Source organism: Aliiroseovarius sp., from assembly GCF_965228805.1.
Taxonomy (GTDB): Bacteria; Pseudomonadota; Alphaproteobacteria; order Rhodobacterales; family Rhodobacteraceae; genus JASBTN01.
Map to the genome: position 1 here is coordinate 3,081,791 of NZ_CBDDIE010000003.1, position 25,832 is coordinate 3,107,622.

Sequence of the window (25,832 nt, forward strand, 5' to 3'; positions counted from 1 at the left end):
CAGGAGTGGCCCCTTTCAGTCCGCCAGGGTCACCAGGGCGTGACGTTTCTTGCCGGCCGAGAGCTTCATCGGCTGGGCCAGATCGGCGGCCGAGACCATCAGCCCGGGCGAGGAGAGCGCCTCGTCATTCACCTTGGCGCCGTTTTCGGCGATCAGCCGCTTGGCCTCCTTGCCGGATTTCACCAGGCCGGATTTCACGATCAGCTGCACGATGGAAATGCCGTCGCCGATATCCTCGGCGGTCAGCGCGATGGTCGGCAGGTCGTCGCCTGTGCCGCCCTTCTCGAACACTTCCCGCGCGGTTGCTTCGGCAGCCTCAGCCGCAGCACGGCCATGGGCCAGCGCGGTGACTTCGTTGGCCAGCACGATCTTGGCGTCGTTGATCTCCTGCCCCTGAAGCGCACCCAGGCGGTCGCATTCCTCGATCGGCAGCTCGGTGTAGAGTTTCAGGAAACGGCCCACATCAGCATCGGTGGTATTGCGCCAGAACTGCCAGAATTCGTAGGGCGACAGCATGTCGGCATTCAGCCAGATCGCACCATCCTGCGACTTGCCCATCTTCTTGCCGTCCGAGGTGGTCAGAAGCGGCGAGGTCAGGCCGAAGATCGAGTTGTCCAGCACCCGGCGGGTCAGGTCGATCCCGTTGACGATATTGCCCCACTGGTCCGAACCGCCCATCTGCAACACGCAGCCATAGCGGCGGTTGAGTTCCAGGAAGTCATAGGCCTGCAGGATCATGTAGTTGAATTCGAGGAACGACAGGCTCTGCTCGCGGTCCAGCCGCGACTTCACGCTTTCAAAGGACAGCATGCGGTTGACCGAGAAATGCCGCCCGATGTCGCGCAGGAATTCCAGGTAGTTCAGCCCGTCCAGCCATTCGGCATTGTTCAGCATCAAGGCCGTGGTCGGCCCGTCCACGTCATAGTCAATGTAGCTGGCGAAGACCTTCTTGATGCCCGCGATATTGTCGTCGATCTGCGCCTCGGTCAGCAGCGGGCGCTCATCGGCGCGGAAGCTGGGATCGCCCACCTTGGTGGTGCCGCCGCCCATCAGGGTAATCGGCTGGTGGCCGGTTTTTTGCAGCCACCTGAGCATCATGATCTGAATGAGCGAGCCGACATGCAGCGACTTCGCCGTCGCGTCAAAGCCGATGTAGGCGGGTTTGGGACCTTCTGCCAAAGCCTCGTCCAGCCCCTGATAATCGGTACAGTCGGCCAGGAAGCCACGTTCGATCATCACGCGCATGAAGTCTGATTTGGGGTGGTAGGTCATGTCGTCTCGGTCCATCTTGGGCGTTGAATGTTCCGTATAGAACGGGTCCGGCGAAAGGGAAAGAGCATGTTGGCAGATGGGGCGATCTGGGCCTTGGGGGCGATGTCTGGCACCTCGCTGGATGGGGTGGATGCGGCGCTGCTGCGCACCGATGGCGAACGGGTGTTCTCCTTTGGTGAGACAGCGTATCGCGCCTACACGGACGACGAACGCGCGGTGATCCGCGCCGCGCTTGGTGCCTGGCCGGGTGAGGACGGGGTTGAGGCCGCCGCGGAGGTGGTCGAAACGGCGCATGCGGTTCTGCTGGCCGGGATTAATGGCGCCGATCTGGTCGGGTTTCACGGCCAGACCCTGGCCCATGAGCCGCGCGGGCGGGGGACCCACCAGGCAGGCGACGGGCGCGTGCTGGCCGAGGTGCTGGGCAGGCCGGTGGTCTGGGATTTCCGCTCCGCCGATGTGGAACTGGGCGGGGAAGGCGCGCCTCTGGCCCCGTTCTTCCACTTTGCCTGCGCGAAATGGGCGGGGCTGGTGGAACCGGTCGCCTTTCTGAATCTGGGCGGTGTAGGCAACGTGACCTGGGTGGATCCGTCGAAAGACGCTCCCGCGGCGGAGGGGGCTTTGTTGGCTTTCGATACGGGGCCTGCCAATGCGCCGATCAATGACCTCATGGTCAAGCGCCGGGGCAAGGGGATGGACGAAGGCGGGGCTTTGGCGGCTCAGGGCGATGTCGATCCCTCGGTGATCGAGGCCTTTCTGGAGGACAGCTATTTCTTCAAGATGCCGCCCAAGTCCCTGGACCGGGACAGTTTTCCCGGGTTGGGCGCGGCGGTTGCCCACCTGTCCGACGCCGATGCCGCAGCCACATTGGCAGGTTGCGCCGTGGCCGCCGTGGCGCGGGGCATGGAGCATTGCCCGGCACCGCCCAAGCGGCTCTTCGTGACCGGCGGTGGGCGGCACAACAAGGTGATGATGGCGGGGCTTTCCGTACTGCTGGACTGCCCAGTGGAGCCGGTCGAGGCAATCGGGCTGGACGGCGACATGCTGGAAGCGCAGGCCTTTGCCTATCTCGCCGTGCGGGTGGCGCGGGGGCTGGCGACCTCCTGTCCGACCACGACCGGGGTGCGGGCCGCCGTCGGTGGCGGCGTGGTGAGCGAACCGGAGGGGGCTGGGCGATAGTCTTCGGTATGCGCCCGCAAGGCCGTGCTGGCCTTGCGAATGCCGCGCGCAGCGCGGCCACCGCCCCGCAGGTGAAAACTATTTAATAGTTTTGCGCGGTCGGCGCGCCCTAAAACTGCTCGACCGCCACTTTCTGTGGATAGAAGGCCAGGTGGTCCTTGATGCGCTCTACCTCGGGTTTGGGATCCTCATAGCTCCAACCGGCGTCCGAGATGATCTGGCTCTTTGTATGGATCGCGTAATAGGTCGCGTCGCCCTTCCAGGGGCAGTGCGACTTGGTGTCCGAGCCCTCCAGCATCGCCATCGCCAGGTCTTCGCGCGGGAAATAGATCACCGGCGGGTAGTCGCCCTCGGTCAGTTCCAGCGCGTTGGTGCTTTCGCCCAGAACGGCACCGCCGGCACGCACCACCCAGGTGCCCTGGGCCTTGCGGATCTTGATGTGGTCAGCCATGTCGTTTCTCCTTGCCGGCGCGCGGTCTTGTGCGTGTGCTGCGGGTTCTAGCCGGAAACACGGTCCAAATGAACCTGTCCGGCACGCGACGTGGCGTCGCGTAACCTTTCCGAGCCCGCCCTCGGGCCCAGCTCACCCCTTTTGGCGGGGCAATGTTTCCAGATTGTGTCACTCTAGCCCATGGGGCCGCGTCAAACAGGTGCGCAAGCGGCAGTCAGCCATGCCTTTGCGGCAGGCGAGACCTGGTCCGCGAGTTTATCCAGTACCGTGGCATGGTAGCCATTGAGCCAGGCGCGCTCATCGCGTGACAGCATCTCGACCACCACCAGGCGGCGGTCGATGGGCACCCAGGTCAGGGTCTCGAACCGCAGCATCTCGCGATCTGCGTCGCCGCCTTCGGGCACCTCGGCCGGTTCCACCACGATCAGGTTTTCCAGGCGAATGCCGAAGGCGCCGTCGCGGTAATATCCAGGCTCGTTTGACAGGATCATGCCGGGCACCAGCGCCACCTCGGAGACCTTTGAAATCCGCTGCGGCCCCTCATGCACAGACAGGTAACTGCCCACCCCATGCCCGGTGCCGTGGTTGAAATCCTGATGCGCGACCCACAGCGGGAAGCGCGCCAGCGCGTCCAGATCGCGGCCTGCCAGACCTTTCGGCCAATGGGCGCGCGAGATTGCGATCATGCCCTGCAACACACGGGTAAAGCAGGTCTTTTCCTCTTCGCCGACCGCACCAATGGGCAAGGTGCGGGTAATGTCGGTGGTGCCGTCACGATACTGCCCACCGCTGTCCACCACGATCAGCTCGCCCTCCTGCAGATGGCGCGAGGTCTCTTCACTGACCCGGTAATGCATGATCGCGCCGTTTGGGCCCGAGCCCGCAATGGTCTCGAAGCTGATGTCCATCAGTGTATTGCCCGCCCGGCGCTGCGTTTCCAACTGCGTGACCACGTCGATCTCGGTGATCCGTGTAGCTGGAACCGTGGCATCGAACCAGGTCAGGAACTCGACCATGGCCACGGCATCGCGCAGATGAGCCTGACGCGCGCCTTCGACCTCTACGGCGTTCTTCGCGGCCTTGGGCAGGATACAGGGGTCCTCGCCCCAGACGATGGCCAGCCCGGCCTCCTCAAGGATGCGGCCGACCGCCAGCGGGGCGCTGGCCTTGTCGACCCGCACCGGACCATCAAGTGCAGCCAGTGCTGCGCCGAACTCCGCATCCGGGAGCAACCGCACCTCTGGCCCAAGATGATCGCTGATGTCCCTGTCCCGCGCCGGGTGGGTGAACAGATCGACCCGCGCGTCGTCATGCAGCAGGGCAAACCCCTGAACCACCGGGATATGCGGGATGTCATCGCCGCGAATGTTCAACAGCCAGGCAATGCTGTCCGACAGGGTCAGAACCGCGACCTTCTGCCCGGCCTTGCGCAGCTCAGCCGCCAGTTCCTGGCGTTTGTCCGCATGGCTTTTACCTGAAAATTCAATGTCATGTGGGACGATCCGCCCATGCGGGGCGGTCGGGCGCCCCTCCCACAGCAGGTCCACCAGATTGTCGCTTGCCACCAGTTCAAAACCGTCGCCGAGCGCTTTCGCCAGTTTCTCCATCTCGGCGGCCGTATGCAGCCAAGGGTCGAAGCCGATGCGCCCTCCGTCGGGCAGCTGTTCGAGCAGCCAGGGGCCAGGCTGCACCTCGGGCCAATGCACGGGGGTAAAGTGGTCCAGGCTGACCTGCTGGCGCACCTGGTTGCGATAGCGCCCGTCAACAAAGACCCCCGCGATATCTGCCAGCGCAATGCAGAACCCGGCCGAGCCGGTAAACCCGGTCAGCCATTCCAGCCGCTTGTCGCATTCGGCCACATATTCACCCTGATGCGCATCCGCCCGGGGCACCAGGAAAGCGTCCAGCCGCTCATCCGCCATACGCGTGCGCAGGGTGGCCAGACGGGCAGGGCCCTGGGTGGGGTCGGCGGTGACGTCGAAGCTCTGGAACATGGGTCTCTCCTCACTGTCGTGGCGCGCAGTTTGGCGGTGATTGCCGTCAAGGGAAAGCGGATTCTGCGCTTGACGTGCGGGCGGGTGCGGGCATCCTGCGCGCCATGATGCGACTGACGAACTCCGACCTGACCGAGCTGACCCACTGGCGGCGCAAGATGCACATGTTTCCCGAGATTTCGGGCGAGGAGGCGGAGACCGCCGCGCGTGTCGTGGCCGCGCTGGAGCCCTTGGGGCCCGACCTGATCGAGACCGGCTTGGGCGGGCACGGCGTGGCCGCGCTGTTTCGCGGTCGTGATGCCAAACAACGGGTTATGATCCGCTGCGAGCTGGACGCGCTGCCGATCGAGGAACTGTCGGATGCGCCCCACCGCAGCCAAGTGCCGGGCAAGGGGCACCTCTGTGGCCATGATGGGCATATGGCCGTGCTGATGGGGCTGGCGCGGTTGTTGTCGCGAGAGCGCTTCGATCACTTGGACGTGCTGTTGCTGTTCCAGCCCGCCGAAGAAACCGGAGCCGGGGCCGCCGCCGTGCTGGCCGAGGAACGGTTTTGCGTGCTTGCGCCGGATTGCGCTCTATCGTTGCACAATGTGCCGGGGGAACCATTGGGGCAGGTCTCCCTGGCCGCCGGGCCGGTCAACTGCGCCTCGCGCGGCATGCGGGTGCGATTGGCGGGGAAGACCGCCCACGCGTCGCAGCCGGAAACCGGTGTCTCGCCGGGCCTGGCCCTGGCCGAGATCACCCAAGGGCTGGCCGCCATGCTGCGCGGCACGCCAGCCGAGGCCGATTTCCGCATGGCGACCGTGACGCATATGTCGATGGGGGAACAGGCTTTCGGCGTGGCCCCCGGGGCGGGGGAGATCTGGGCAACCCTGCGCACGTTGACGGATGAGGGCATGGCGGATCTTGTGGGGGACGCCGAGGGGTTGGTTCATCGCGCGGCTGAAGAGTTGGGTGTAACCATCGACTATCACGATGTTTTTCCGGCTTCAGTCAATGATGCTGACCTGATGGTGCTTGCCCGTGATGCGCTGTCCGACACAGGCCTGACCCTGACCGACACCCCGCTGCCGATGCGCTGGTCCGAGGATTTCGGGCGCTTTGCCGAGATCTGCCCGACGGTGATGCTGTTCCCCGGATCAGGGCGCAGCACGCCCGCCTTGCACAACCCGGATTACGACTTCCCCGACGACCTGATCGCCATCGGGGTTGACATGTTCAGCGCCATCCTGACCCGTCTGGACCGGCTCAAACGGCCTTCCTGATGCCCATCACGCGGGCCCGCGCGCGCGGGTCATTGTCGAAGAGCGCAGCCAGCTGTTCGGTCATCGCACCGGCCAACTGTTCCACATCGGTGATCGTAACCGCGCGGTCGTAATAGCGCGTCACGTCATGGCCGATGCCGATTGCCAGCAGCTCGACCTGCTTGCGTTTCTCCACCATGGCGATCACGTCGCGCAGGTGTTTTTCCAGGTAATTCGCGGGGTTGACCGAGAGGGTGCTGTCATCCACCGGTGCCCCGTCCGAGATCACCATCAGGATCTTGCGCGCTTCGGGCCGGGCGGTGATGCGCCGATGCGCCCATTCCAGAGCCTCGCCGTCGATGTTTTCCTTCAGAAGGCCTTCCTTCATCATCAGTCCCAGGTTCGGGCGGGTCCGACGCATCGGCGCGTCGGCCTGTTTATAGATGATGTGGCGCAGGTCGTTCAGGCGCCCGGGCTGCTGCGGACGGCCTTCGGCCAACCATTTCTCGCGTGCCTGTCCACCCTTCCAAGCCCTTGTGGTGAAACCCAGAATCTCCACTTTGACCTGGCAACGCTCCAGCGTTCGCGCCAGAACATCCGCGCAGATCGCGGCGATGGAGATCGGACGTCCGCGCATCGAGCCGGAGTTGTCCAGCAGTAGTGTCACCACCGTATCGCGGAATTCAGTGTCCTTTTCCTGCTTGAAGCTCAGCGGTGTGGTCGGGTTGGCCACCACACGGGCCAGACGGCCTGCGTCCAGGATGCCCTCTTCGAGGTCGAAGAGCCAGGATCGGTTTTGCTGCGCCTGCAAGCGGCGTTGCAACTTGTTGGCCAGCCGCGACACGGCGCCTTTCAGCGGTTCCAGCTGCTGGTCGAGGTAAGCGCGCAGGCGCTCAAGCTCGGCGGGTTCAGCCAGATCTTCGGCGTGAATTTCCTCGTCGAACTCGTTGTGATAGACCAGATAATCCGGGTCGGCGTCCGACACGGGGGCAGGGGGCGGCGGCTCCAGTGGCGCGTCGCCTTCTGGCATCTCTGCCTCGTCCGACATTTCCTCGTCCGAGAGGTCATCCATGGTGACCTGGGCCTCGGTCTGGTCCTGCTGTTCCTCTTGGGACTGTTCGGGATTGGCCTCGGCCTCCTCCGACTGGTCCTCGGACTGCTGGTCCTGATCGTCCTGATCTTCGGGATCGGCCTCCGGTTCGGCCTCGTCCTGGGTCTCGTCTTCCTGATCCGGGTCGTCGCCCAGCTGGTCGCCGTAACCCAGATCCTCGATCACCTGGCGGGCAAACTTCGAGAAAGCCTTTTGATCCGAAAGGGTTGCGTCGAGGTCTTCAAGCGTTTCACCCGCCTGACCCTCGATGAAATCGCGCCAGAGGTTCATCACATTGGTCGGACCGGCGGGCAGATCGCGGCCGGTCGCCAGATGGCGCACAAGGTAACCGGCGGCCTCGGCCAGAGGCGCATCGGCGGCGGCGGTGATGTTCTCGAACCCCTTGCGGAAGGCCTCGGCATCCAGCTTGTGGTCGATGTTGGAGGCGGTGCCGGGCATCTCCCGCGCGCCCATGGCCTCGCAGCGGGCGGTCTCCATCGCCTCGTAGATGTCGCGCGCCATCTGCCCGGCGGGGGCATAGCGCGCATGGGTGGCGTCGTCGTGGAACTTGTGCTTCAGAGCCAATGCGTCCGCCGTGCCCCGGGCCAGCAGCACCTCTTCGCGGGTCATGCGCCGCGTCACCTGCGGCAGGCGCACCGCATCGCCGGTCAGGCCGGGCGGGTCCACCGAATAGGTGACCGACAGGTCGCCATCATCGGCCATGACCTTGGTCGCCTCGGCCAGGGCCTTCTTGAACGGATCGGCGGGGTTGTCGCTGGGTTTGGACATCCTTTAACTCCTGATCCAGATCGCAGTCAGAACTGCTGTTTCAATCAACAGACGCTTCCAGTGAAAAAGCTGGCTGGAGGTCATGGCCTGTGGGTTTGTCATTTTCCAGCCCAGTCGCTTCGCCAACCATAACGCGTCAGCAACAAACAAACAGGAGGCTATGACAAGAACCGTACTCACCCCATGCTCATGCTCGCAGCGCTCTCGGGCAGTTCCTCGTCAAAGCAGCGCTGGTAGAACTCGGCGACGATCTGGCGTTCCAGCTCGTCGCATTTGTTCAGGAAGGACAGGCGGAAGGCATAGCCGATCGAGCGGAAGATGCCCGCGTTCTCGGCCCAGTTCAGCACGGTACGGGGCGACATGACGGTCGACAGGTCGCCGTTCATGAAGGCGGTGCGGGTCAGGTCGGCGACGGTCACCATCTGGCTGATCGTCTTGCGCCCGGCTTCGGTGTTGTAGACCGGGTTCTTGGCCAGCACGATGTTGGTTTCGGCGTCGTGGGACAGGTAGTTCAGCGTGGCGACCAGGCTCCAACGGTCCATCTGTGCCTGGTTGATCTGTTGAACACCGTGATACAGCCCGGTGGTGTCACCCAGGCCCACCGTGTTGGCGGTGGCAAACAGGCGGAAGGACGGGTGCGGGGTAATGACCTCGTTCTGGTCCAGCAGGGTCAGCTTGCCGTCATGTTCCAGAACGCGCTGGATCACGAACATGACGTCGGCGCGGCCTGCGTCATATTCGTCAAACACGATGGCGGTCGGGTTGCGCAGGGCCCAGGGCAGGATGCCTTCCTGGAACTCGGTGATCTGCTTGCCGTCCTTGAGCTTGATCGCGTCCTTGCCGATCAGGTCGATCCGGCTGATGTGGCTGTCCAGGTTCACCCGCACACAGGGCCAGTTCAGCCGCGCGGCGACCTGTTCGATATGGGTCGATTTGCCGGTGCCGTGGTAACCCTGCACCATGACGCGGCGGTTATGCGAGAAGCCCGCGAGGATCGCCAGCGTGGTGTCGGGATCGAACTTGTAGGTGGTGTCGATCTCGGGCACGCGGTCGCCGCGCTCTTCAAAGCCCTTCACGACCATATCCGTGTCGATGCCGAAGATTTCGCGGACCGAGAATTCCTCGGTCGGTTTCTGCGTGTGATCCATGTCTGTGTCCGCCGTATTCTTGCCCGCGTTCGGGCATCCTGTCCATTTGGTCAACCCCGGTTTGGTGCCTGAGAATTGGTCCAAGCGCAAGGGGAGTGGCGGGAAAATCGCAGGCAAGTGGCGGGTGGTCTCATCGTGGTCCAGAAACTGGCGTGATACGGGGCGGTTGGGGCAGGGCGCCCAGGCCCAGGCGGCGCATCAGGACATCGGCCAGAAGGCTGTGGCCGGTCAGGTTCGGATGCACCGCGCCCGAGATCGCCACGCTGCCATTGGCCTGTGTGAGCGCGCTATCATTGCCGGTGCGAATGGCACGCCCGTTCCGCTCCCACACGTAAGGCCGCCAGTGGTGCGGCGACCAGGGGGCGGCGAGCGTATTGGGCAGGGTCAGCTGGCGCCCCTGCCACCAGCCATGGCCCAGGAAGGCATCGCGGGTCTCGCAGGCGAAGGTAATGCCCTCGGCCTTGGCAGCACGGGTGATCTCGATCCTGAGCGCGTCGAACTGGCCCAGAAGTTTTGCGGCCTCGCCGGGCAGCAGGTTGAACTGCCAACTGCGCAGAAGCTCTGTGGGCACTGACGTCTTGAGCCCGTTCCATGGCCCCGCGCGGTCCAGCCCGGCTTTCTGACCGAAGACATTCACGATGGGAGAGACGGGGCCGCAGGGGTCGGTGCTGGCCTCGCTGCGGCGCAGGGGGTCGGGATATTGCGCCATGACGATGCGCGTGCGCGGGATGCGCAGGTAATGTTCAAGGCTGGCGAACAGCAGCCGGTATTTCGCGGCGATTCCGCCAACCTGCGCGCCGGTGCCAATCAGGTCGCCGACATTGTGGCCGATGTCGTCATCCAGCTTGCGGCAGGAGCGGTCCGCCAGCGGGGCCGCGGCCGCGTCCACGCGATAGGCGGGCGCGGGGCAGAGGTCGGGCAGGGCGATGTCGGTGACCAGCAGAGAGGAGTGGATCACCGGGGCCACGAAATACTGAACCAGCTGCGCAAATCCCACGTCATTGCCACCGATCGACAGGAGCACCATGTCTGGCGCCCGCAGGCGCCCGCCCGGGCATGTCAGGATGCCGGAACGAGGTTCGCGCAGGCGTGTCTCGGTGCGTTGGCGGCGCAGCTCGCCCCGGTCCAGCCGGTCGCCGGGGGACAGCCAGGAGCCATTGCGACGGCGAAAGCTCAGGGGTTCCTCGCCACCGCGCGCGGCCTCGGCAATCGGGGCGTAGTCGGTGGTCGGGGCGAGGCAGAGCTCGCGAATGACGGCGTTCAGCTGCGACAGGCGGTTGTAGCCTTTGCTGTCACCCGGGTTCTTCTGCGGGGACAGAAGCCCGTCGAAGATCTCGGCGCCGGAACAGGCGTGGTGTAGAAAGCTGACGAAGACATGCGGGTCGCGCGATGCGATGCCCAGGGCGGTGAGGCTCTGGAACGAGAAGAAGGAGCGCGCGCAGGGCTCGTCCAGCCAGCGCGCCACGCCGCCCCGTGTCAGGTTCCCGCGCCGGGTCATCCAGCCGACCGCACCGTCGCGCAGGGTCAGCCCGCCGCGCCACCGGGCTGGCAGGTCCGGGTTGCCCTGACCCGAGCCATAGCTGTCGCCGATGGCAACGATGATCCGGTGGTCCGGGGCCAGGAAGCGGCTGGCGCCCCGCCCGTCCGGCAGGCGCAGGGTGACCACGGCGCCAGAGAGCGGCAGGCGCGCGGAAACCGCGTCGCCGCAATCGGACGCCTGCAGCGTAGCGCCGCCCAAATGCCACTGGCACGGCCCCGTGTGACCCGCCCAGAGCCGTACCCGCACCGTGGTCTCCGGTGCGGTTTCATGGCGGATGAAGCGCAGTACGCTGTCGCGATGCTGGCGGGTCTCGGGATCCCAATGGGTGGGTTGCCCGGCCATCAGCGCCGCGCCGTAGGGCGAGGTCAGCTGGTGCCCGCTTTCGACCCAACGCCGGGCGTGCCAGCCCTCCCAGCTTTCATGGGCATTGTGCAGCTTCCAGGTGGCAAAGAGCGTCGCGGGGGCCTCATGGGCCTCGAAGGGGGCGAAGCGGTTGGTGATTTCCCATTTGATGTCCAGGGGCTGCGCGAAAACCGCCGCAGGAAACATGCTGAGGAATAGAAAAACGAGAAACCGAAACATGGCGCAATCCAACTGATCCGACGCCACAGTAACGGCGGGCGGGCGGTGAGGCCAGTGGGTTGGCTTCGCCTACGGCTCAGGCCCCGGCAAGGCGGGGCGCTCGTGGCCCCTTTGCCTACGCAAAGGCCCCACATCGCGACTTCGGCGCGACCTGCGTCGCCGCCTTCGTGGAAACGCCATGCCTCTTTCATCTTTCCTCAAGTATCCTGGGGTGAGCGCGTGAGCGCGAGGGGTGAAACCCCTTCAGGCTCATGCGCAGCATGAGCCACGCCCAACCGGGCACAAGCCGAAGGCGCCGGGCGCGGGCGGGAGCCCCACTGTCACAAAAAACGGGGCCGTTCGGGCCCCGCTTCATCATCCTCTCCGCGCTTACTTGAAGCTGCGGCTTTCCTTGATCTGGTCCCAGGCCCAGACGACCTCCTGCAGCTGCTCTTCCTGGCTGCGGTCGCCGCCGTTCATGTCCGGGTGCAAGACCTTGATCAGCTTCTTGTAGGCCTTGCGGATTTCCGCCTTGGTCCAATGGTCCTTGGCCTCCAGGATCTCCACCGCGCGGCGTTCCTTCGGCGGCAGCTTGCGGGTGCCGGTGATCGACTTGCCCGGGTTCTGGGTCGCGTTCTCGCCCAGCACCTGGTGCGGATCGTCGACCCCCAGCCGCGCCCAGGCGCGCTGTTCGTCGGTCTGTTTGCCGAAGGGCTTGGTCTCGCGCTCCCAGACGCGATCCTTGTCCGCCTGTTCGTTGATCTCTTCCTCGGTGGCACCGTTGAAGAAGTTCCATTTCAGATTGTATTCGCGCACGTGGTCCTTGCAGAACCAAAGGAACTCGTCCAGGTGGTCGGGGCTGCGCGGCGCGCGATATTGACCGGGCTCGGTGCAACCCGGGTGCTCGCAGAGCCGGGTCGAGGTCTCGAACGCCCCCGACATCCCGCGCTTGCCACGCGGGTTCTTCTTCTTGGCCGTCTTCACGGACATATCAAAGCCAAACGGATCGTCTTTGTTCATTCGCGCACCTGTAACTGGTCTTTTCGACTCGGGTCCGAGAGTTTAGACCATTTCACGCCGGATAGAAGAGGGGGCACGCAAAAATGAGCAGGTCGGAGGAAATTCGCACGGCACTTGAAGCCGCATTTCAGCCCCGCGTGCTGGAGGTGATCAATGAAAGCAGCCGCCACCAGGGGCATGCGGGCGACGATGGCTCCGGCGAGAGTCATTTTCGCGTCGTGATTGCGGCTGAGGCCTTCGCTGGCCAGTCCCGCGTGGCCCGTCACCGCATGGTGCACAAGGCCATGGGCGCCGAGCTGACCGCGGCCATCCACGCGCTTTCCCTGGAGATTTCCGAGTAGATTTCGGACGGCTTACTCTGCCGCAACCTCACGCTTTTCGCTCTCTGGGGTATCTGGCGTGGCATCCAGCGGCGTAACCGCCTCGGGCAGTTCCTGCGCCGCATGGGCCGAGGGCAGGGCGGGGGCGTGCGTCTCGGCAATCTTTTCGACGGCGAGGGGCGCGGGCTCTTCGACCGGCACCGTGGCGGTTTCGGTCACCACCGCGCGGCGAAACACCAGCATGTTGCGAAACACCGTGGTCTTGCCGGTCAGACCCGAGCGGACCTCGCTGGGCAGGGTATCGGCGCGCTGGTATTCCCAGCCATCTGCGGCGAGGCTGTTCATCAGCTCCGACAGCGCATGGGCAAACTGGGCCTCGGCCCCTTTCACACCCTTCGCCTTCACACCTTTCACCGGTGCCGGCACAACCTTGTACTCGTAGCTCATGATCCTGTCCTTCTGACGCAGTGGAGGGGACCTTACACGATTCGCGGCGCAACTGTCCAAAAGGAGGGGGCAAGGATGGGCAATTCCTCGCGTGTTGTTGTAAGTTCACCCGTGAACACAATGGGTTGCGCGGAGCACCTGATGTGCCGCGATATCTAGGGCGGAGAAACGAATACAGGCCGGGGGCGATCCCGGCCTGCGTCCTGTTACGTCTTTCGCGGCTCACCGTTTTCTTCGAATAAAACGGTCCGGAATTTTCGAAAGTTCCGGTGCTGGCTGTCCGCTCAGAGCCCCAGTTTCTGCGCCACCAGCTGGTTCACCGCCTTCGGGTTTGCCTTGCCGCCGGTCGCCTTCATCACCTGGCCGACGAACCAGCCTGCCAGTTTCGGGTTCTGCTGGGCCTTTTCGACCTGGGCCGGGTTGTCGGCGATGATCTGATCGACGGCGGCCTCGATGGCGCCGGTGTCCGTCACCTGCTTCATGCCGCGCTCTTCCACGATCTGCGCGGGGTCGCCGCCTTCGGTATAGACGATCTCGAACAACTCCTTGGCGATCTTGCCGGAAATGGTGTCGGCGCTGATCAGCTCGATGATGCCGCCCAGCTGCGCGGGGCTGACCGGGCTGTCGGTGATGCCCTTGTCGTCCTTTTTCAGGCGACCGAACAGCTCGTTGATCACCCAGTTGGCGGCCAGCTTGCCATCGCGCCCCTTGGCGACCTCCTCGAAATAGGCGGCGTTCTCCGCCTCGGCGGTCAGCACGCCCGCGTCATATTCCGACAGGCCGAAGTCGCCCACGAAACGCGCCATTTTCTCGTCCGGCAGTTCCGGCAGCGAGGCAGCGATGTCATCGACCCAGCCCTGTTCGATCTCCAACGGCAGCAGGTCCGGGCAGGGGAAGTAGCGGTAGTCGTGTGCTTCTTCCTTCGAGCGCATCGAGCGTGTCTCGTTCTTGTCGGCATCGTACAGGCGGGTTTCCTGCACGATCTCGCCGCCGTCTTCCAGGATGGCGATCTGGCGGCGGGCCTCGACGTCGATGGCCATTTGGATGAAACGCATGGAGTTCATGTTCTTGATCTCGCAGCGGGTGCCGAGATGCGAGAAATCCTGCGTTTCCATGTATTTCTCATACTGGCCGGGGCGGCAGACGGAGACGTTCACATCCGCGCGCATCGAGCCTTCCTGCATGTTGCCATCACAGGTGCCCAGATAGCGCAGGATCTGGCGCAGCTTGGTCACGTAGGCCGCGGCCTCTTCCGGGCCACGGATGTCGGGGCGCGAGACGATCTCCATCAGCGCGACGCCGGTGCGGTTCAGGTCGACGAACGACATGTTCGGATCCATGTCGTGGATCGACTTGCCCGCGTCCTGTTCCAGGTGGATGCGTTCCACACGGACCTTGCGTGCCACGCCCGGACCCATGTCGACGATGATTTCGCCTTCACCGACGATCGGATGGTAGAGCTGGGAAATCTGGTAGCCCTGCGGCAGGTCCGGGTAGAAGTAGTTCTTGCGGTCAAAGGCGCTCATCAGGTTGATCTCGGCCTTCAGACCCAGGCCGGTGCGCACCGCCTGTTCGACGCAAAACTCGTTGATCACGGGCAGCATGCCGGGCATGGCCGCGTCGACGAAGGCGACGTTTGAGTTGGGTTCGGCGCCAAACTGCGTCGAGGCGCCCGAAAACAGCTTCGCCTTCGAGGCCACCTGCGCGTGGACCTCCATCCCGATGACCAGTTCCCAGTCTTCCTTGGCGCCGACAATGACCTTGGGCGCGGGGGCTTCGTAAGCGAGGTGATCCAGCATGGTGTCTTCCCGTAATGGCGTGTTCCTTGCCTTCTAGGGCAGGGGCCGGAGAGGGGCAAGACCTGGAGCCGCTCAAACCGCCTTTGCGCGGTAAGGGATCTGTTGCGGCGTCTCATCCTTGAGGATCGAAAAGGTCAGCCGCCCTTGCGCATCGCGGTCGGCGGAGTAGGTCAGAACCTCGTCCACCTCATTGTTGCGGGTAAAGGTCAGGACCTTGGGCGCGATCTCGGTCACATCCTCGGCGGGGCGCAGCTCGTTGGTGCAGATGATCAGCTGGTCGCCCACCTGGCAGGTGCGCGCGGCGGCACCGTTCAGGATGCACTGGCGCTTGCCGCGGGTGCCGTAGATCACATAGGTCGAGATCCGCGCGCCGGACTGCTTGTTCCAGATATCGACGAATTCCATCGGCAGGATGCCAGCCGCCTCGCAATGATCCGGATCCAGGGTGATCGAGCCGTGATACTCCAGATCGGCCTCGGTGACATGGATGCCATGCAGCTTGGCCGTGACGAATTTCTTCATGGTGGATCCCCCTTCGCGTTCGGGAGGTTATGGCGGATGGGTGACGCTGGGTCAACTTTTGCGCTGCGCTGCGGCGAACGCCTGCCTCTGAGCGCCTCGCAAATCCCACGCCGGAGGGCAGGGTGTCCTCGCCTTCGGCTCGGGACCGCGCGACGGCGGGGCGCTCGTTCCACCTTTGCGGGCGCAAAGGCTCCACATCGCGACTTCGGCGCGACATGCGTCGCCGCCTGCGTGGGGCGTTTATGCCTCTTTCATCTTTCCCAAAATATCCCCGCCGGAGGCGTCAGGCTCATGCACAGCATGAGCCATGCCCAACGGTCGTGGGCGCCGTAAGGCGGCCCCGGCGGGCGGGAGCCCTTCTTTGTCAGGGGAATCAGCTCAGACGAAATGCCTTCTTGATGTCTTCCAACGCACGGCTCTGTTTGTCGGACAGCCCCTGGCCCTCGGCGGTGATCTCCTTCACCACGCCCATCAGCGGCGGGAAGGACCGTCCTGCGTCGAGTTTGTAGAGCTTGCGCGCGACGCGGGTGATGGCGGGCTCGGCGCCGCCGCATTCGGACATCATCCAGCGGCCCAGCACCACCAGTTCCTCGGCATCGGTCAGCGACAGGTTCAACTCGCGTTGCAATCCGCGTCCCATCGCCATCTGCTGTTCGCGTGCGGGCAGGGCATCCAGTTCCAGGAAGGCCACCGCCAGCGTCGCGACGGCCAGCGCCGGGTCCTCGATGCTTTCCACCGGGTGCACATTGGTGCGTCTGCGAAAGCCGAAGCGGCGGGCGGCGGCGCGGGCGTCCTGGGCCATGTCAACGAGGTCGGAGGCAGCTTCAGCCGCGTTGCGGGCACGCAGGAGGAAGAAGGCAGCGGCGGAGATCAGGCCGACAAGGGCAATGAGTGCAGGCATTTGATTGCTCGGTAATGAACCCGTGGTTGAACTTCCGCGACCATGGGCGGGATCAGGCGCGCGGTCAAGGGAAGAACGGATCGGAATGGACAGTGGCGGCCCTACGGCGCAGACTGGCGCGCGAAACCTGTGTTGGGAGTATATGTGATGAAGCCTTTTGCCGCCTTGGCCGCCGCCTGTGTTTTGACCGCCTGCACCGGTGGGCTGTTTGGTGCGAACCGCCAGCCGGTCGAGGCGACCATGCGCTGGGACCATGTTGCAGGCTCCGAGGCCTGGACCGAGGCGACCATGGCCGCGCTGGCCAGCCACGGCGCCGCGCTGCCCGCGCTGGTGCCCGCCGATATCGCCGAATGGTGCCCGGGGTATGAGAAGCAGGACCTGGAGGGGCGCAGCGCCTTCTGGGCCGGGCTGATCTCGGCGCTCGCCAAACACGAAAGCACCTGGAACCCGCGTGCCGTCGGCGGGGGCGGGCGGTGGTTCGGGTTGGTGCAGATCGCGCCCGCCACCGCGCGGGGCTACGGCTGCGGGGCGGGCTCGGGCGAGGCGTTGAAGAACGGACCCGCCAACCTGTCCTGTGCCGTGCGGATCATGGCCCACACCGTGCCGCGCGACGGGGTGGTCAGCCGCGGCATGCGCGGGGTGGCGGCCGACTGGGGCCCATTCCATTCGACCAGCAAACGCGAGGACATGCGCGCCTGGACCCGGGCGCAGAGTTATTGCGCGGGGTAGGGTTTCGGCTGCGCTTTCTCGTTGTTACGCCAGCGGGCTCTTGCCGCCCAACCGCTCGAACAGGCTTTCTTCATCGGTGTTGTTGAAGAAGGGCACCTGAGAGGGCGCGCCGAGGTCGGGCAGGTTGCCGAGGATCTCGGACAACACGACCTCGGTGATGAAGGGCAGGTCGAAGCGGCGCACGTCGTCCAGCGGGATCCACTGCAAGTGGCTCAGCTCTTCCTCGGCGCCAGAGAAATCGTCCGGGTCCGTTTTGAGCCGCGCCGCGTCGGCCAGGAAGAACCGCGCGTCGAAGCGGCGCGGGCGGCCCGGGGGCGTGATGGCGCGAAAGACGAAGGACAGCCCGTCGGGCGAAGGAACGTAACCGGCCTCGGCAAAGCCTTTCCAGTCCTCGGGGACCTCACTGGGCCATTTCCCCGGCTCGCCGAGAATTTGCCCGGTCTCTTCCCACAATTCGCGGATCGCAGCGGCCAGGCAGGCAGGCGCCAGGGCGGGATCGGCATCTTCGCCCAACCGGGTCAGGCAGGGTTCGGCCCCGGCGCTGGCCAGCGGCACATCGGCATCGGCTATGTCCACCGCGCCGCCCGGAAAGACGAACTTGTTCGGCATGAAGGCGGCCTTGGCGCCGCGCTGGCCCATCAGCACGCGCGGCCGTGTCTCGACATCGCGAATCAGAATGACCGTGGCCGCGTTGCGAATGATCTTCGACTTGTCCAAGGGACCTCCCATCTTCCCATCCGGGCGCCTCACACGCGCCCGCTGCGTTACTCCGCCGGTTGCTCCGCGCCGGGGCGCGTGCCGAACCCGTGCATCCGCTTTGCCCATTGGAAACCGACCATGGCCCCCTTGAACCGCGGCAGCAGGTAAAGCGACAGCGCCACCGTGCCCACGGTGAACACGGTCGCCAGGGTCATCGGCTCGGGCCGGAACTGCACATAAGCAATGTGGATCAGCGGGGCCAGAAGGTGGCCCACCACGATGATGGTCAGATAGGCCGGCCCGTCATCGGCGCGCTGGTGATACAGCTCCTCGCCGCAGACCGTGCAGGTATCGCGCACCTTCAGGTAGCCCTTCAGCATCGGCCCGGTCCCGCAGGAGGGGCAGCGCCGCTGCCAACCCTTAAGAAGAGCAGGCTTCAACGGGCGTTCGGCTCCGGTATCGACGGTGTCGATCTCTATCTCGGCCCCTGTCTCGGTCCCTGTCTCGGTCCCTGTCTCGGGCGGTCTGTCCGTCATGGTCCTGGATCCTGTTTCTCGAGTCGCGCTGCCTCTCCAATACCCTAAGCGGCGAGCAATTGGAAACCATGGTGCGCTGCGACCCAGCGTCCTGCTGACGCAGGCATTTCCAAAAAAAGCGAAAAAGGCCGACGGAAAGCCGCCGCCGCCGCGTTTCATGATCACAACGGATGATAACCGGGCCGGAACGAACCGGCCGCCCGAGGGGGCAGAAACAAAGATACGGGACCAAAAGGAGAGACCCTATGAAACGCATGATGAAATCCACTGGCAAAACCGCGTTGATCGCCCTGATTGCCGCCAGCGCCGTGGGCGCGACCACCCTGAGTGCCTCGGCCCTCGGTGGCCCGCGCGGCGGCATGGACCGCGGCGGCTTCGGCGGTGGCAAGTTCATGCAGATGGAATTTGCCGATCTGGACGCCGACGCCTCCGGCCTGATCACCGTCGAGGACCTGCAAGCCAATGCCAAGGCGCGGTTCGACGAGGCCGATGCCAACAAGGACGGCCAACTGGACGTGGACGAAATGAAAGCCCAGACCAAGGCGCGCATGGACGAGCGCATGAAAGCCGCCGAAGAGGCCGGGCGCACTGCCCGCCGGGGCGCGCCGGATGCCGAGACCATGGAAAAGCGCATGGGCTGGATGATCGAGGAAATGCTGGAACGCCGCGATGCCGACAGCTCGGGCACCCTGTCCTATGACGAGGTTGTGCCGGACCAGGCCAAGCTCGACCGCATGATCGATCGCTTCGACACCGATGACGACAACGCGATCAGCGCCGCCGAATTCGACGAGGCACAGAAGGAAATGTGGATGCGCGGCAAGGGCCGTGGTGGGCGCGGCGGTCACGGGGGCCAGGGCGGCTTCTGGGGTAACGGCAAGCACAACTGAGCAGGCGGGGCCCGCGCCGGGCGTCCCCAAGATCAACCGGGACCTCTTCGTGACATTCGAGGTCCCGGCCCCGGCGCGGAACTCCCGTTGCGTGTGTAAAGTTGAGCGGGTACGCAAGACGGAATGGACATGGCATTCGACGCAAATTCCGATGTGACGGACGAGGCCCTTCTGGTCGCCTATGGCAATGGCGACCGGCAGGCGGCGGCAATGCTGACCATGCGTCTGACCCCCCGGGTCGTGGGCTTTTCGGCCCGCATGCTGGGGGGCGACCGTGCCGAGGCCGAGGACGTGGCCCAGGAGGCCATGCTGAGGCTTTGGAAAGTGGCGCCGGAATGGCGCCAGGGCGAGGCGAAGGTGACCACATGGCTCTACCGGGTCGTGAAGAACCTCTGCACGGACCGGCTGCGCAAGAAGCGCGGGGTCGATATCGATGCGATCGAGGAACCGGCGGATGACGCGCCCGGCGCGGTCGCGGGGATGATCGAGGCCGACCGGGCCGCCGCCCTTCAGGCCGCATTGAACCAGCTGCCTGAACGGCAACGCATCGCGGTCACCCTTCGGCATCTCGACGGGGCGTCGAACCCCGAGATTGCCGAAGTTCTGGACATCAGCGTCGAGGCGGTCGAAAGCTTGACCGCCCGGGGCAAGAGAGCGCTGAAGGCCATCCTGGTCGGCAAGCGCGAGGAGTTGGGTTATGACGAACACTGACCGTGATGACGACGACAAGATGCTCGAAAGCTTCTTCGAGGCAGGCCGCGCCGATGCGCCGGTGCCCTCGCAGGACCTGATGGCGCGCATCCTGGCGGATGCCCAGGCGAACATGCCGGCGCCCGCGCCCCTCGCGCGACCGGCGACGCCCGCGCGCCGGGGCTTCCTGGTCGGACTGCTTGCCGCAGTCGGCGGTTGGCCGTCGGTGGCGACCATGGCCACCGCGACCGTGGCCGGGATCTGGCTCGGCTTTGCGCAACCCGATACGTTGAGCAATCTGTCTGGCGGCACGCTCTTGCCCGGCAGCACCGCGACCGCCTATGAGGTGGATGACCTGGTTCCCAGCTATGGCAGCTTCGATGGGCTGCTGACCGAGGAGGGCTGAGATGAGCGATACCCCCGAACAGCGCACCCCTGAAACCGGTGCGCAGCCGCCCCGGCGCACCCGTCGCTTGGTCAAGGTGATCCTGACCATCTCGCTGACGCTGAACCTGCTGGTTTTGGGCCTGGTGGTTGGCGCCCATGTGCGCGATGGCCATGATGACCGTCGCTTCGGCCCGCCGGACCGTTCGATTGCGCGCGACATGGGCTTTGGCCCCTTCATCGGCGCCTTCCCGCGTGAGGATCGGCGCGAGATGGCCATGGCCCTGCGTGACCGCACCGGCCCCTTCCTGGACAATCGCCAGGCGCTGGTCGAGGAGATGGAGGGCATTCTGGCCACCTTGCGCGCCGAGCCCTTCGACGCCGCTGCCCTCACTGTTCTGCTCGAAGCACAGGGCAGTCGGATCCGCGAACGCGCCGAGATCGGCCGCGAGATCCTGGTAGGGCAGATCGACAAGATGACACCCGCCGAACGTGCGCGGTTTGCCGACAAGCTGGAACAGGGGTTGCGTCACTCGATGGAGCGCGTCCGCTCGGACTGGAAGGATCGCCGCTCGGATCGCGACCGCCACTGACACAGGCTGTATGGACGCGGAATAACAGGGCCCGCACCGGCCCTGTTTCCGTTTCGGGATCCGCGCGGCTCAAGCGGCGGTCTGCACCATGGTGACCTGATTTCGCCCCTCGGCCTTCGAGGCATAAAGCGCCCGGTCGGCCCGCTCCAGCAGAGCGTTCACATCCCCCACCAGACGATCGCCAATGGCCACGCCGATGGACATGGTCACCGGGATCTCGATCCCGCGCGAAGGGGACTTTACCGGCGTCTCGCCGATCACCTGACGCAGGCGTTCGGCGGCATGGGCCGCTTGGGCCGTGGTGGTGGCGGGCAGGGCGATGATGAATTCCTCGCCGCCGATGCGCGCCAGCAGGTCGATTTCGCGCACGTTCTCGCGCAACCGGCGGGCCACCTCGACCAGCACCTCGTCGCCGACCAGGTGGCCATAGGTGTCATTCACCGATTTGAACCGATCCAGATCCAGCGCCATCAGGGCGAAGCTCTGCCCGGTGTCGCGGGCTTCACGTGCGATGCGATCCAGGTAGCTTTGCGCATAGCGGCGATTGTAGACCCCGGTCAGCGGGTCGGTTACCGCCAGGCTCAGGTGGCTGTCGAAATCGGCGCGCAGGGCGTCCGTCTCCAACTTGCGGGAAATCAGCGGACGCAGACGGGTTGCCAGCTCCTCGGCATCGAAGGAGCCCGATTGCACCGCATTGGCCCCCAGGTCCAGAGCCATGGAGGTCAGGTGGGCGGGATCCTCATCGGCCACTTTCACGATGATCACCGCATGGCGCGTGGCCATGCGCGAGCGCAGCTCGCTGACCAGCGCCAACCCATCGCCCAGCGACTCGATCGAGGCGGCGATGACGAAGGCGTCGGGCGCCTTGCCGGTGGGCATCTGCCCCATCGCCTCTTCCCGGGTCATCAGCGCCACACGATCATTGACCACACGGCCGAGCCCGGCGCGCCAATGGATCGCGGTCTTCATGTCGGGTGCGACCAGGGCCAGCCGTGTCTGGCGGGCAAAGCCGTTGCCGATCTCGGCAAAGCCCAGCTCGCGTGCGGTGTCGCGGCGGCGATCCAACTCGTCCTGCGTGGCGCGTGCGCGCATCAGGTTGCGTGCAAGAGCCTGCAGAGAGGCATCGTCATAGGGTTTGGTCACCACCTCCTCAGCGCCCGCACGCAGTGCGGCCAAACGGGTGCTTCGGTTGGGCACCGATGCCACGACCACCACTGGAATGCGCGCCAGAAGCGGGTCGGCCTTGAGCCGCCCCAACACCTGAACCGCGCCGCCATCTGCCAAGCTTTCACCCAGAATGATCAGGTCGGGACGTTCGTTGCGCGCCATGCGCATGACCTGGGCGGCGCTGTCGGCCTGCAGGATCGTGTGACGCGCCGCCTTCATCGTGCCCTTGAGCACGATGCGGCTGGTGGTCACGTCATCAGCGATGAGGATGCGGCCTGCCATGAATGTCCTGCCAATCGGTTTCGTTTGCGGTTCGTTCTGGTAATTCTTTGCTCAGATTAGTTAAGAAAACCTTTCCAAGGGTTAACGAGGTCAAAAAATGAAGCAGGAAACCGCCGAGACGATTGCACTTCAGGCTCTGGCCTGGCTGGTGGGCAATGAGGAATTATGCCCGGTCTTTCTGGGCTCTACGGGCGTAAGTGAAAGTGAATTGCGCGCCCGGGCCGGGGAGGCGGATTTCCTCTCATCGGTGCTGGAGTTCCTGATGATGGACGATGCCTGGGTCATGTCGTTCTGCGACTCGGCCGGGCTTCCTTACGAAACCTTGATGCAGGCACGCATGGCTTTGCCCGGCGGGGCGCAGATGAACTGGACCTGATCCGCCGGGCGATTGGGGCTCAGAGGTCGATCTCGACCACCCCATCGGGCGCCGCTGCGCGGCTCTGGCACAGGATCATCTCGCCCGCGCGCTGTGCCTTTGACAGCACGAAGTCGCGGTGTTCGACGTCGCCGGACACGACCCCGCATTTGCACACGCCGCAGATCCCGTCAGAGCATTTGACGTCCACGTGGATCCCCGCGTCGCGCAACGCATCACTTGCCGCCTGGTCCGCCGCAACCTGGATTTCACGCCCAGATTTGACGAGCTTCAAGATAAAGTCGTGGTTCTCGTACTCCGGCTGTTCCGGCGGGCTGAAGTATTCCAGATGGCGCGCCTCCTCCGGATAACCCCCGGCCTCTGCCGCCTCGATCACGCCTTGCATGTAACGGTCCGGACCGCAGGTGTAGACGTGGAAACCTTCCTTGTATTGCAATATCTTGGCCAGATCCGCGCGAGACCCTTCGTCCGAGAAATGGTAATGCACCTTGTCCGCCCAAGGCATGGCGGCGAGGTCCTCCAGGAACCCGGCCGAGGCGCGTGCGGAACAGGAGTAATGCAGTGCAAAGTCTTGTCCCAGCGCGTGTAGGCGGTGCGCCATGGCGATCATCGGTGTGACCCCGATACCGCCGCCCATGAGCATGGTGAAGGCGGCGTCTTCAACCAGCGGGAAATGGTTGATCGGGTGGGAGACGAAGACCCGCCGCCCTTCCTCGAAGATGCGATGCATCAGTTTGGATCCGCCCCGGCCTTCGTCCTCGCGCAGGACCGCGATCTGGTATTTAGACGGGTCCGCCGGGTTGCCGGACAGCGAATATTGCCGGAAGAACTCTGGCGCGACGACGACGTCGATATGGGCGCCTGCCGTGGCCGGAGGCAGGGGGGCACCATCCGGCGCGCTGAACTCGTATTTGGTCACATCGGGCGTCATCGCCTCGACCTTCGAGACGGTCATTTTCAACACCGGCGCCTCCGCCTGATCGGCGGTATAGACATGTTCGGGGGGCACCCCCGCGGCTCGGCGCAGCTTATGTTCCTCGGCCGTGATCATGTCCTTGTAAGCCTGGATGCCGGCCTCGCGATCCGCCGGGAAGGGCCAGTTGTAGGGCGGCGGCGCCAGCTGGGCGGGGTAGACCGCGAGGGTTTGATCTTCGTAAAGAAGGTTAAGCCCTGTGGACAACTCGCGCCGGTTCACCGGGTGTTCCGAGGGGGCATAGGGTCCCTCATTCACCATCTCCAGGTCCCACCACCAGGTCTTGACCGGGTTCACCTCGCCATTGCCGAGCCAGTCGTCGAGCTTTGCCAGCGGTCGGGCCAGGGTGGGCGCCTTCATCGCCGCCCAGCGGAACGGCGCCTCGGCAAAAATACCTTCCAGGTTCCAGGGGCAGGTCTTCATGCAACGCCCGCACATCGCGCCGTTCTTCTGGCTGACGCGGTAGGTGGTGCATTTCTGGCTGTCGGATTTCCAGATCTCGTAGCCGTTGAACATCAGCTTCGGCCCAGCTGTGATCGCGCCGGAGGGGCATTCGCGCGCGCATTTGTTGCAGGCCTCGCAGAACGCCTGCAGGCCGAAGTCGATCGGCTTGTCATGGGTCATCGGCATGTTCGTGGTGACCACGCCGGATTTCAGCCGTGGGCCGAGGTAGGGGTTCAGGATCACCTCGCCAATGCGCGAAACTTCACCCAGCCCGGCAAGCAGCAGAAGCGGCGGTTGCAGCACCTCGTCGTCCATCACCGAATGCACCCGCGCGCCGTGACCCAGGCGACGCAGATGTTCCGCCAGAACACCGCCCAGCAGGGAAAACCGCAGATAGGCGCGCATTGATTGGGCGCAGGCGATCCAGTCGTCTCCACTGGCGCCGTCCATCGTCTCATGCCCCTGGTCGATGATGATCGAGATTGCGTTTTTGTGATAAGGATCAATGGGTTCGCCGATGGCGTCATGGCTATAGTAGGCCCAGTCGGGACATTCGGACAGGCCCACAGCGTCGCAGCCGAGGAAGTAGAGCGCGCCCTTGATATTGGCCGCATTGCGGGCGGGGTCCATAGTGGAGGCATGCACCTCACGTGTATCGCCATCCTGCAACAGGATGAAGGCGCCCAGGGATGGGCGGAAGGCGAAGGCGGCGGCCGATTTGCGCACGTAATTACCGTTCTTGGATCCTTCCTGCGCGATCGGGCCGAGGTCTCCGAACAGCGAGCGGGCAAACATGTTGGCGCGTTTCGGCACCCGCGCGACATTGGCGCGGTCGATATAGGTGGTCGGGTCGTCCACGCGGTTCAGCCGCTCGAACGGGTGGGCGCCGTCCATGAAACGGCGGGTCTGGTAGGGATCCACATTGCGCGTGGTGCGGGCGTGCGTGCCCAGGCCGCTGCGCCAGGTGGTGGGCGGTTTTGCGTTTGCGGCCAGGGGCTTGTCCGGTGACAGCTCCAGCGTCGTGGTGATGACCGACAGGCCGAAGCGGCCCCCGTGGAACGGGTTCACTGCGGTGCTGCCCTCTACTGTCGCAAGCCCCGCCGCCACCGCCAACTGACCCAGGTGGATGTCCGAGTCTGCCTCGCTATGCGCACGCGCCTCCCAGCCCAGCGAGCGGATGTAATTGGCGAGCGTGACCGAGGTCTCCATCCCTCGCAGACAGGCGCGATGCGCCTGGGCGTCCCGGATCCAGTCGGTGCCCTCTTCGTCGGCCTCCGGGTCACGCGGCATGTCATAGAGGAAGACCACCGCATGGGTATGGTGGCGGCAGTCGGCGGGTGGGGCCTTCAGGCTTTCGCGAAGACCGGCCATGATCACGTCCACCCCGGCGGCATAGGTCTTGACCTGCATGGTCTCGATCTTCTTGGCCAGCCGGTCCACGTCGGGGTTCTTCAGCGGTGCGTCCAACCAGGCGGAGGCGGGGATCTCGCAAATCCCCACCATCGCTGCGTCACAGTAATAGCCGAAGGATTTCAGGTGGTTGGACCGCTCGGTTGGGTCGGATGGGATCACCCCGCGTTCCCGTTTCACCAGCCCTTCGCGGGTGGCGTCCAGCATTGCCTGGTATTCCTGCATCGCGTTCACGATGGACAGGGGATCGTCCGGGCGGCGGAAGTTCAGGCCGGGCATCGGGGCAAGAGCGTCGAGCCCGGTTACGGCCTCGGCGCGGGCGAGGCTTTCCAGCGGATAGGGACCCAGGTGGGGCGGGCGGTTGCGGTAGCTGCGCAGTTTCATC

Annotated in this window: 24 protein-coding genes; 9 read left to right on the forward strand and 15 right to left on the reverse strand. The window is 64.8% G+C overall.

Annotated features, from left to right (window positions below):
• Nucleotides 1-15: 15 nt before the first annotated feature.
• Nucleotides 16-1,272, reverse strand: coding sequence for a tyrosine--tRNA ligase (tyrS, locus tag ACO07D_RS16235; protein ID WP_421705054.1), 1,257 nt, complete (start codon nt 1,270-1,272; stop codon nt 16-18).
• 66 nt (nt 1,273-1,338) lie between these two features.
• Here tyrS and ACO07D_RS16240 point away from each other — a divergent pair, with 66 nt between their 5' ends.
• Entirely contained in the window at nt 1,339-2,448 is a 1,110-nt protein-coding gene (locus ACO07D_RS16240; RefSeq protein ID WP_421703977.1) for an anhydro-N-acetylmuramic acid kinase, read from the forward strand.
• A gap of 109 nt (nt 2,449-2,557) precedes the next feature.
• Here ACO07D_RS16240 and ACO07D_RS16245 read toward each other — a convergent pair whose 3' ends face one another.
• Both ACO07D_RS16245 and ACO07D_RS16250 read right to left on the reverse strand, forming a co-directional pair.
• Complete coding sequence (locus ACO07D_RS16245; protein ID WP_421703978.1) at nt 2,558-2,899, reverse strand: DUF427 domain-containing protein; 342 nt, start codon at nt 2,897-2,899, stop codon at nt 2,558-2,560.
• 191 nt (nt 2,900-3,090) lie between these two features.
• A complete protein-coding gene (locus ACO07D_RS16250) occupies nt 3,091-4,893 on the reverse strand; it encodes an aminopeptidase P family protein (protein ID WP_421703979.1) in 1,803 nt (600 codons plus the stop codon).
• A gap of 104 nt (nt 4,894-4,997) precedes the next feature.
• Between ACO07D_RS16250 and ACO07D_RS16255 the strand changes: the two genes are divergently transcribed.
• The gene (locus ACO07D_RS16255) at nt 4,998-6,158 is read left to right on the forward strand and encodes an amidohydrolase (protein ID WP_421703980.1); all 1,161 of its coding nucleotides are present in this window, start codon (nt 4,998-5,000) and stop codon (nt 6,156-6,158) included.
• On the opposite strand, the gene cobT is transcribed toward ACO07D_RS16255, so the two are convergent.
• The 4 genes from cobT to ACO07D_RS16275 form a co-directional block, all read right to left on the reverse strand.
• Nucleotides 6,142-8,016: a cobaltochelatase subunit CobT gene (gene cobT, locus ACO07D_RS16260; RefSeq protein WP_421703981.1), complete on the reverse strand. Its 1,875-nt coding sequence runs from the start codon at nt 8,014-8,016 to the stop codon at nt 6,142-6,144. The two genes, ACO07D_RS16255 and cobT, sit on opposite strands and share 17 nt — an antisense overlap.
• A 176-nt stretch (nt 8,017-8,192) precedes the next feature.
• Complete coding sequence (cobS, locus tag ACO07D_RS16265) at nt 8,193-9,164, reverse strand: cobaltochelatase subunit CobS (protein ID WP_421703982.1); 972 nt, start codon at nt 9,162-9,164, stop codon at nt 8,193-8,195.
• A 130-nt stretch (nt 9,165-9,294) separates the two neighbouring features.
• Entirely contained in the window at nt 9,295-11,286 is a 1,992-nt protein-coding gene (locus ACO07D_RS16270) for a hypothetical protein (RefSeq protein ID WP_421703983.1), read from the reverse strand.
• Between the two features lie 369 nt (nt 11,287-11,655).
• A complete protein-coding gene (locus ACO07D_RS16275; RefSeq protein ID WP_421703984.1) occupies nt 11,656-12,285 on the reverse strand; it encodes a DnaJ domain-containing protein in 630 nt (209 codons plus the stop codon).
• An 83-nt stretch (nt 12,286-12,368) separates the two neighbouring features.
• Between ACO07D_RS16275 and ACO07D_RS16280 the strand changes: the two genes are divergently transcribed.
• A complete protein-coding gene (locus ACO07D_RS16280; protein ID WP_421703985.1) occupies nt 12,369-12,626 on the forward strand; it encodes a BolA family protein in 258 nt (85 codons plus the stop codon).
• Nucleotides 12,627-12,638: 12 nt separating this feature from the next.
• Here ACO07D_RS16280 and ACO07D_RS16285 read toward each other — a convergent pair whose 3' ends face one another.
• The 4 genes from ACO07D_RS16285 to ACO07D_RS16300 form a co-directional block, all read right to left on the reverse strand.
• Nucleotides 12,639-13,052 (reverse strand): DUF4177 domain-containing protein, encoded by a 414-nt coding sequence (locus tag ACO07D_RS16285; RefSeq protein ID WP_421703986.1) that lies wholly within the window; start codon nt 13,050-13,052, stop codon nt 12,639-12,641.
• A 284-nt stretch (nt 13,053-13,336) separates the two neighbouring features.
• Nucleotides 13,337-14,851 carry an Asp-tRNA(Asn)/Glu-tRNA(Gln) amidotransferase subunit GatB gene (gatB, locus tag ACO07D_RS16290; RefSeq protein ID WP_421703987.1) on the reverse strand — a complete coding sequence of 505 codons (1,515 nt, stop codon included), beginning with the start codon at nt 14,849-14,851 and terminating at the stop codon, nt 13,337-13,339.
• Nucleotides 14,852-14,923: 72 nt separating this feature from the next.
• Complete coding sequence (gene panD, locus ACO07D_RS16295; protein ID WP_421703988.1) at nt 14,924-15,373, reverse strand: aspartate 1-decarboxylase; 450 nt, start codon at nt 15,371-15,373, stop codon at nt 14,924-14,926.
• Between the two features lie 373 nt (nt 15,374-15,746).
• A complete protein-coding gene (locus ACO07D_RS16300; protein ID WP_421703989.1) occupies nt 15,747-16,274 on the reverse strand; it encodes a hypothetical protein in 528 nt (175 codons plus the stop codon).
• A 147-nt stretch (nt 16,275-16,421) separates the two neighbouring features.
• Between ACO07D_RS16300 and ACO07D_RS16305 the strand changes: the two genes are divergently transcribed.
• Nucleotides 16,422-17,003, forward strand: a complete 582-nt coding sequence (locus tag ACO07D_RS16305) for a transglycosylase SLT domain-containing protein (RefSeq protein WP_421703990.1) — start codon at nt 16,422-16,424, stop codon at nt 17,001-17,003.
• Nucleotides 17,004-17,027: 24 nt separating this feature from the next.
• Here ACO07D_RS16305 and ACO07D_RS16310 read toward each other — a convergent pair whose 3' ends face one another.
• Both ACO07D_RS16310 and ACO07D_RS16315 read right to left on the reverse strand, forming a co-directional pair.
• Entirely contained in the window at nt 17,028-17,732 is a 705-nt protein-coding gene (locus ACO07D_RS16310) for an NUDIX hydrolase (RefSeq protein ID WP_421703991.1), read from the reverse strand.
• A 35-nt stretch (nt 17,733-17,767) separates the two neighbouring features.
• Nucleotides 17,768-18,238, reverse strand: a complete 471-nt coding sequence (locus ACO07D_RS16315) for a DUF983 domain-containing protein (protein ID WP_421703992.1) — start codon at nt 18,236-18,238, stop codon at nt 17,768-17,770.
• A 245-nt stretch (nt 18,239-18,483) separates the two neighbouring features.
• Here ACO07D_RS16315 and ACO07D_RS16320 point away from each other — a divergent pair, with 245 nt between their 5' ends.
• The 4 genes from ACO07D_RS16320 (at nt 18,484) to ACO07D_RS16335 (ending at nt 20,795) form a co-directional block, all read left to right on the forward strand.
• Nucleotides 18,484-19,128, forward strand: a complete 645-nt coding sequence (locus tag ACO07D_RS16320) for an EF-hand domain-containing protein (protein WP_421703993.1) — start codon at nt 18,484-18,486, stop codon at nt 19,126-19,128.
• Between the two features lie 123 nt (nt 19,129-19,251).
• A complete protein-coding gene (locus ACO07D_RS16325) occupies nt 19,252-19,839 on the forward strand; it encodes an RNA polymerase sigma factor (RefSeq protein ID WP_421703994.1) in 588 nt (195 codons plus the stop codon).
• Nucleotides 19,826-20,224 carry a dihydroorotate dehydrogenase gene (locus ACO07D_RS16330; RefSeq protein WP_421703995.1) on the forward strand — a complete coding sequence of 133 codons (399 nt, stop codon included), beginning with the start codon at nt 19,826-19,828 and terminating at the stop codon, nt 20,222-20,224. The genes ACO07D_RS16325 and ACO07D_RS16330 overlap by 14 nt, the downstream gene beginning before the upstream one ends.
• Before the next feature lies 1 nt (nt 20,225).
• Nucleotides 20,226-20,795, forward strand: a complete 570-nt coding sequence (locus tag ACO07D_RS16335) for a periplasmic heavy metal sensor (RefSeq protein ID WP_421703996.1) — start codon at nt 20,226-20,228, stop codon at nt 20,793-20,795.
• Between the two features lie 69 nt (nt 20,796-20,864).
• Here ACO07D_RS16335 and ACO07D_RS16340 read toward each other — a convergent pair whose 3' ends face one another.
• Nucleotides 20,865-22,244, reverse strand: coding sequence for a diguanylate cyclase (locus ACO07D_RS16340; protein ID WP_421703997.1), 1,380 nt, complete (start codon nt 22,242-22,244; stop codon nt 20,865-20,867).
• A 97-nt stretch (nt 22,245-22,341) separates the two neighbouring features.
• Here ACO07D_RS16340 and ACO07D_RS16345 point away from each other — a divergent pair, with 97 nt between their 5' ends.
• Entirely contained in the window at nt 22,342-22,620 is a 279-nt protein-coding gene (locus tag ACO07D_RS16345; protein ID WP_421703998.1) for a DUF3572 domain-containing protein, read from the forward strand.
• A gap of 19 nt (nt 22,621-22,639) precedes the next feature.
• Here the strand turns inward: ACO07D_RS16345 and ACO07D_RS16350 are convergent, their stop codons facing one another.
• Nucleotides 22,640-25,831 (reverse strand): 2Fe-2S iron-sulfur cluster-binding protein, encoded by a 3,192-nt coding sequence (locus tag ACO07D_RS16350; RefSeq protein ID WP_421703999.1) that lies wholly within the window; start codon nt 25,829-25,831, stop codon nt 22,640-22,642.
• Nucleotide 25,832: the final 1 nt, after the last annotated feature.

Coding starts and splice junctions, on each gene's coding strand:
- panD (WP_421703988.1), bottom strand. CDS start 15,373: ATGAAGAAATTCGTCACGGCCAAGCTGCATGGCATCCATGTCACCGAG.
- ACO07D_RS16245 (WP_421703978.1), bottom strand. CDS start 2,899: ATGGCTGACCACATCAAGATCCGCAAGGCCCAGGGCACCTGGGTGGTG.
- ACO07D_RS16335 (WP_421703996.1), top strand. CDS start 20,226: ATGAGCGATACCCCCGAACAGCGCACCCCTGAAACCGGTGCGCAGCCG.
- tyrS (WP_421705054.1), bottom strand. CDS start 1,272: ATGACCTACCACCCCAAATCAGACTTCATGCGCGTGATGATCGAACGT.
- ACO07D_RS16330 (WP_421703995.1), top strand. CDS start 19,826: ATGACGAACACTGACCGTGATGACGACGACAAGATGCTCGAAAGCTTC.
- ACO07D_RS16250 (WP_421703979.1), bottom strand. CDS start 4,893: ATGTTCCAGAGCTTCGACGTCACCGCCGACCCCACCCAGGGCCCTGCC.
- cobS (WP_421703982.1), bottom strand. CDS start 9,164: ATGGATCACACGCAGAAACCGACCGAGGAATTCTCGGTCCGCGAAATC.
- ACO07D_RS16305 (WP_421703990.1), top strand. CDS start 16,422: ATGAAGCCTTTTGCCGCCTTGGCCGCCGCCTGTGTTTTGACCGCCTGC.
- ACO07D_RS16350 (WP_421703999.1), bottom strand. CDS start 25,831: ATGAAACTGCGCAGCTACCGCAACCGCCCGCCCCACCTGGGTCCCTAT.
- ACO07D_RS16325 (WP_421703994.1), top strand. CDS start 19,252: ATGGACATGGCATTCGACGCAAATTCCGATGTGACGGACGAGGCCCTT.
- ACO07D_RS16315 (WP_421703992.1), bottom strand. CDS start 18,238: ATGACGGACAGACCGCCCGAGACAGGGACCGAGACAGGGACCGAGACA.
- ACO07D_RS16310 (WP_421703991.1), bottom strand. CDS start 17,732: ATGGGAGGTCCCTTGGACAAGTCGAAGATCATTCGCAACGCGGCCACG.
- ACO07D_RS16280 (WP_421703985.1), top strand. CDS start 12,369: ATGAGCAGGTCGGAGGAAATTCGCACGGCACTTGAAGCCGCATTTCAG.
- gatB (WP_421703987.1), bottom strand. CDS start 14,851: ATGCTGGATCACCTCGCTTACGAAGCCCCCGCGCCCAAGGTCATTGTC.
- ACO07D_RS16340 (WP_421703997.1), bottom strand. CDS start 22,244: ATGGCAGGCCGCATCCTCATCGCTGATGACGTGACCACCAGCCGCATC.
- ACO07D_RS16240 (WP_421703977.1), top strand. CDS start 1,339: ATGTTGGCAGATGGGGCGATCTGGGCCTTGGGGGCGATGTCTGGCACC.
- ACO07D_RS16345 (WP_421703998.1), top strand. CDS start 22,342: ATGAAGCAGGAAACCGCCGAGACGATTGCACTTCAGGCTCTGGCCTGG.
- ACO07D_RS16300 (WP_421703989.1), bottom strand. CDS start 16,274: ATGCCTGCACTCATTGCCCTTGTCGGCCTGATCTCCGCCGCTGCCTTC.
- ACO07D_RS16320 (WP_421703993.1), top strand. CDS start 18,484: ATGAAACGCATGATGAAATCCACTGGCAAAACCGCGTTGATCGCCCTG.
- ACO07D_RS16275 (WP_421703984.1), bottom strand. CDS start 12,285: ATGAACAAAGACGATCCGTTTGGCTTTGATATGTCCGTGAAGACGGCC.
- cobT (WP_421703981.1), bottom strand. CDS start 8,016: ATGTCCAAACCCAGCGACAACCCCGCCGATCCGTTCAAGAAGGCCCTG.
- ACO07D_RS16270 (WP_421703983.1), bottom strand. CDS start 11,286: ATGTTTCGGTTTCTCGTTTTTCTATTCCTCAGCATGTTTCCTGCGGCG.
- ACO07D_RS16255 (WP_421703980.1), top strand. CDS start 4,998: ATGATGCGACTGACGAACTCCGACCTGACCGAGCTGACCCACTGGCGG.
- ACO07D_RS16285 (WP_421703986.1), bottom strand. CDS start 13,052: ATGAGCTACGAGTACAAGGTTGTGCCGGCACCGGTGAAAGGTGTGAAG.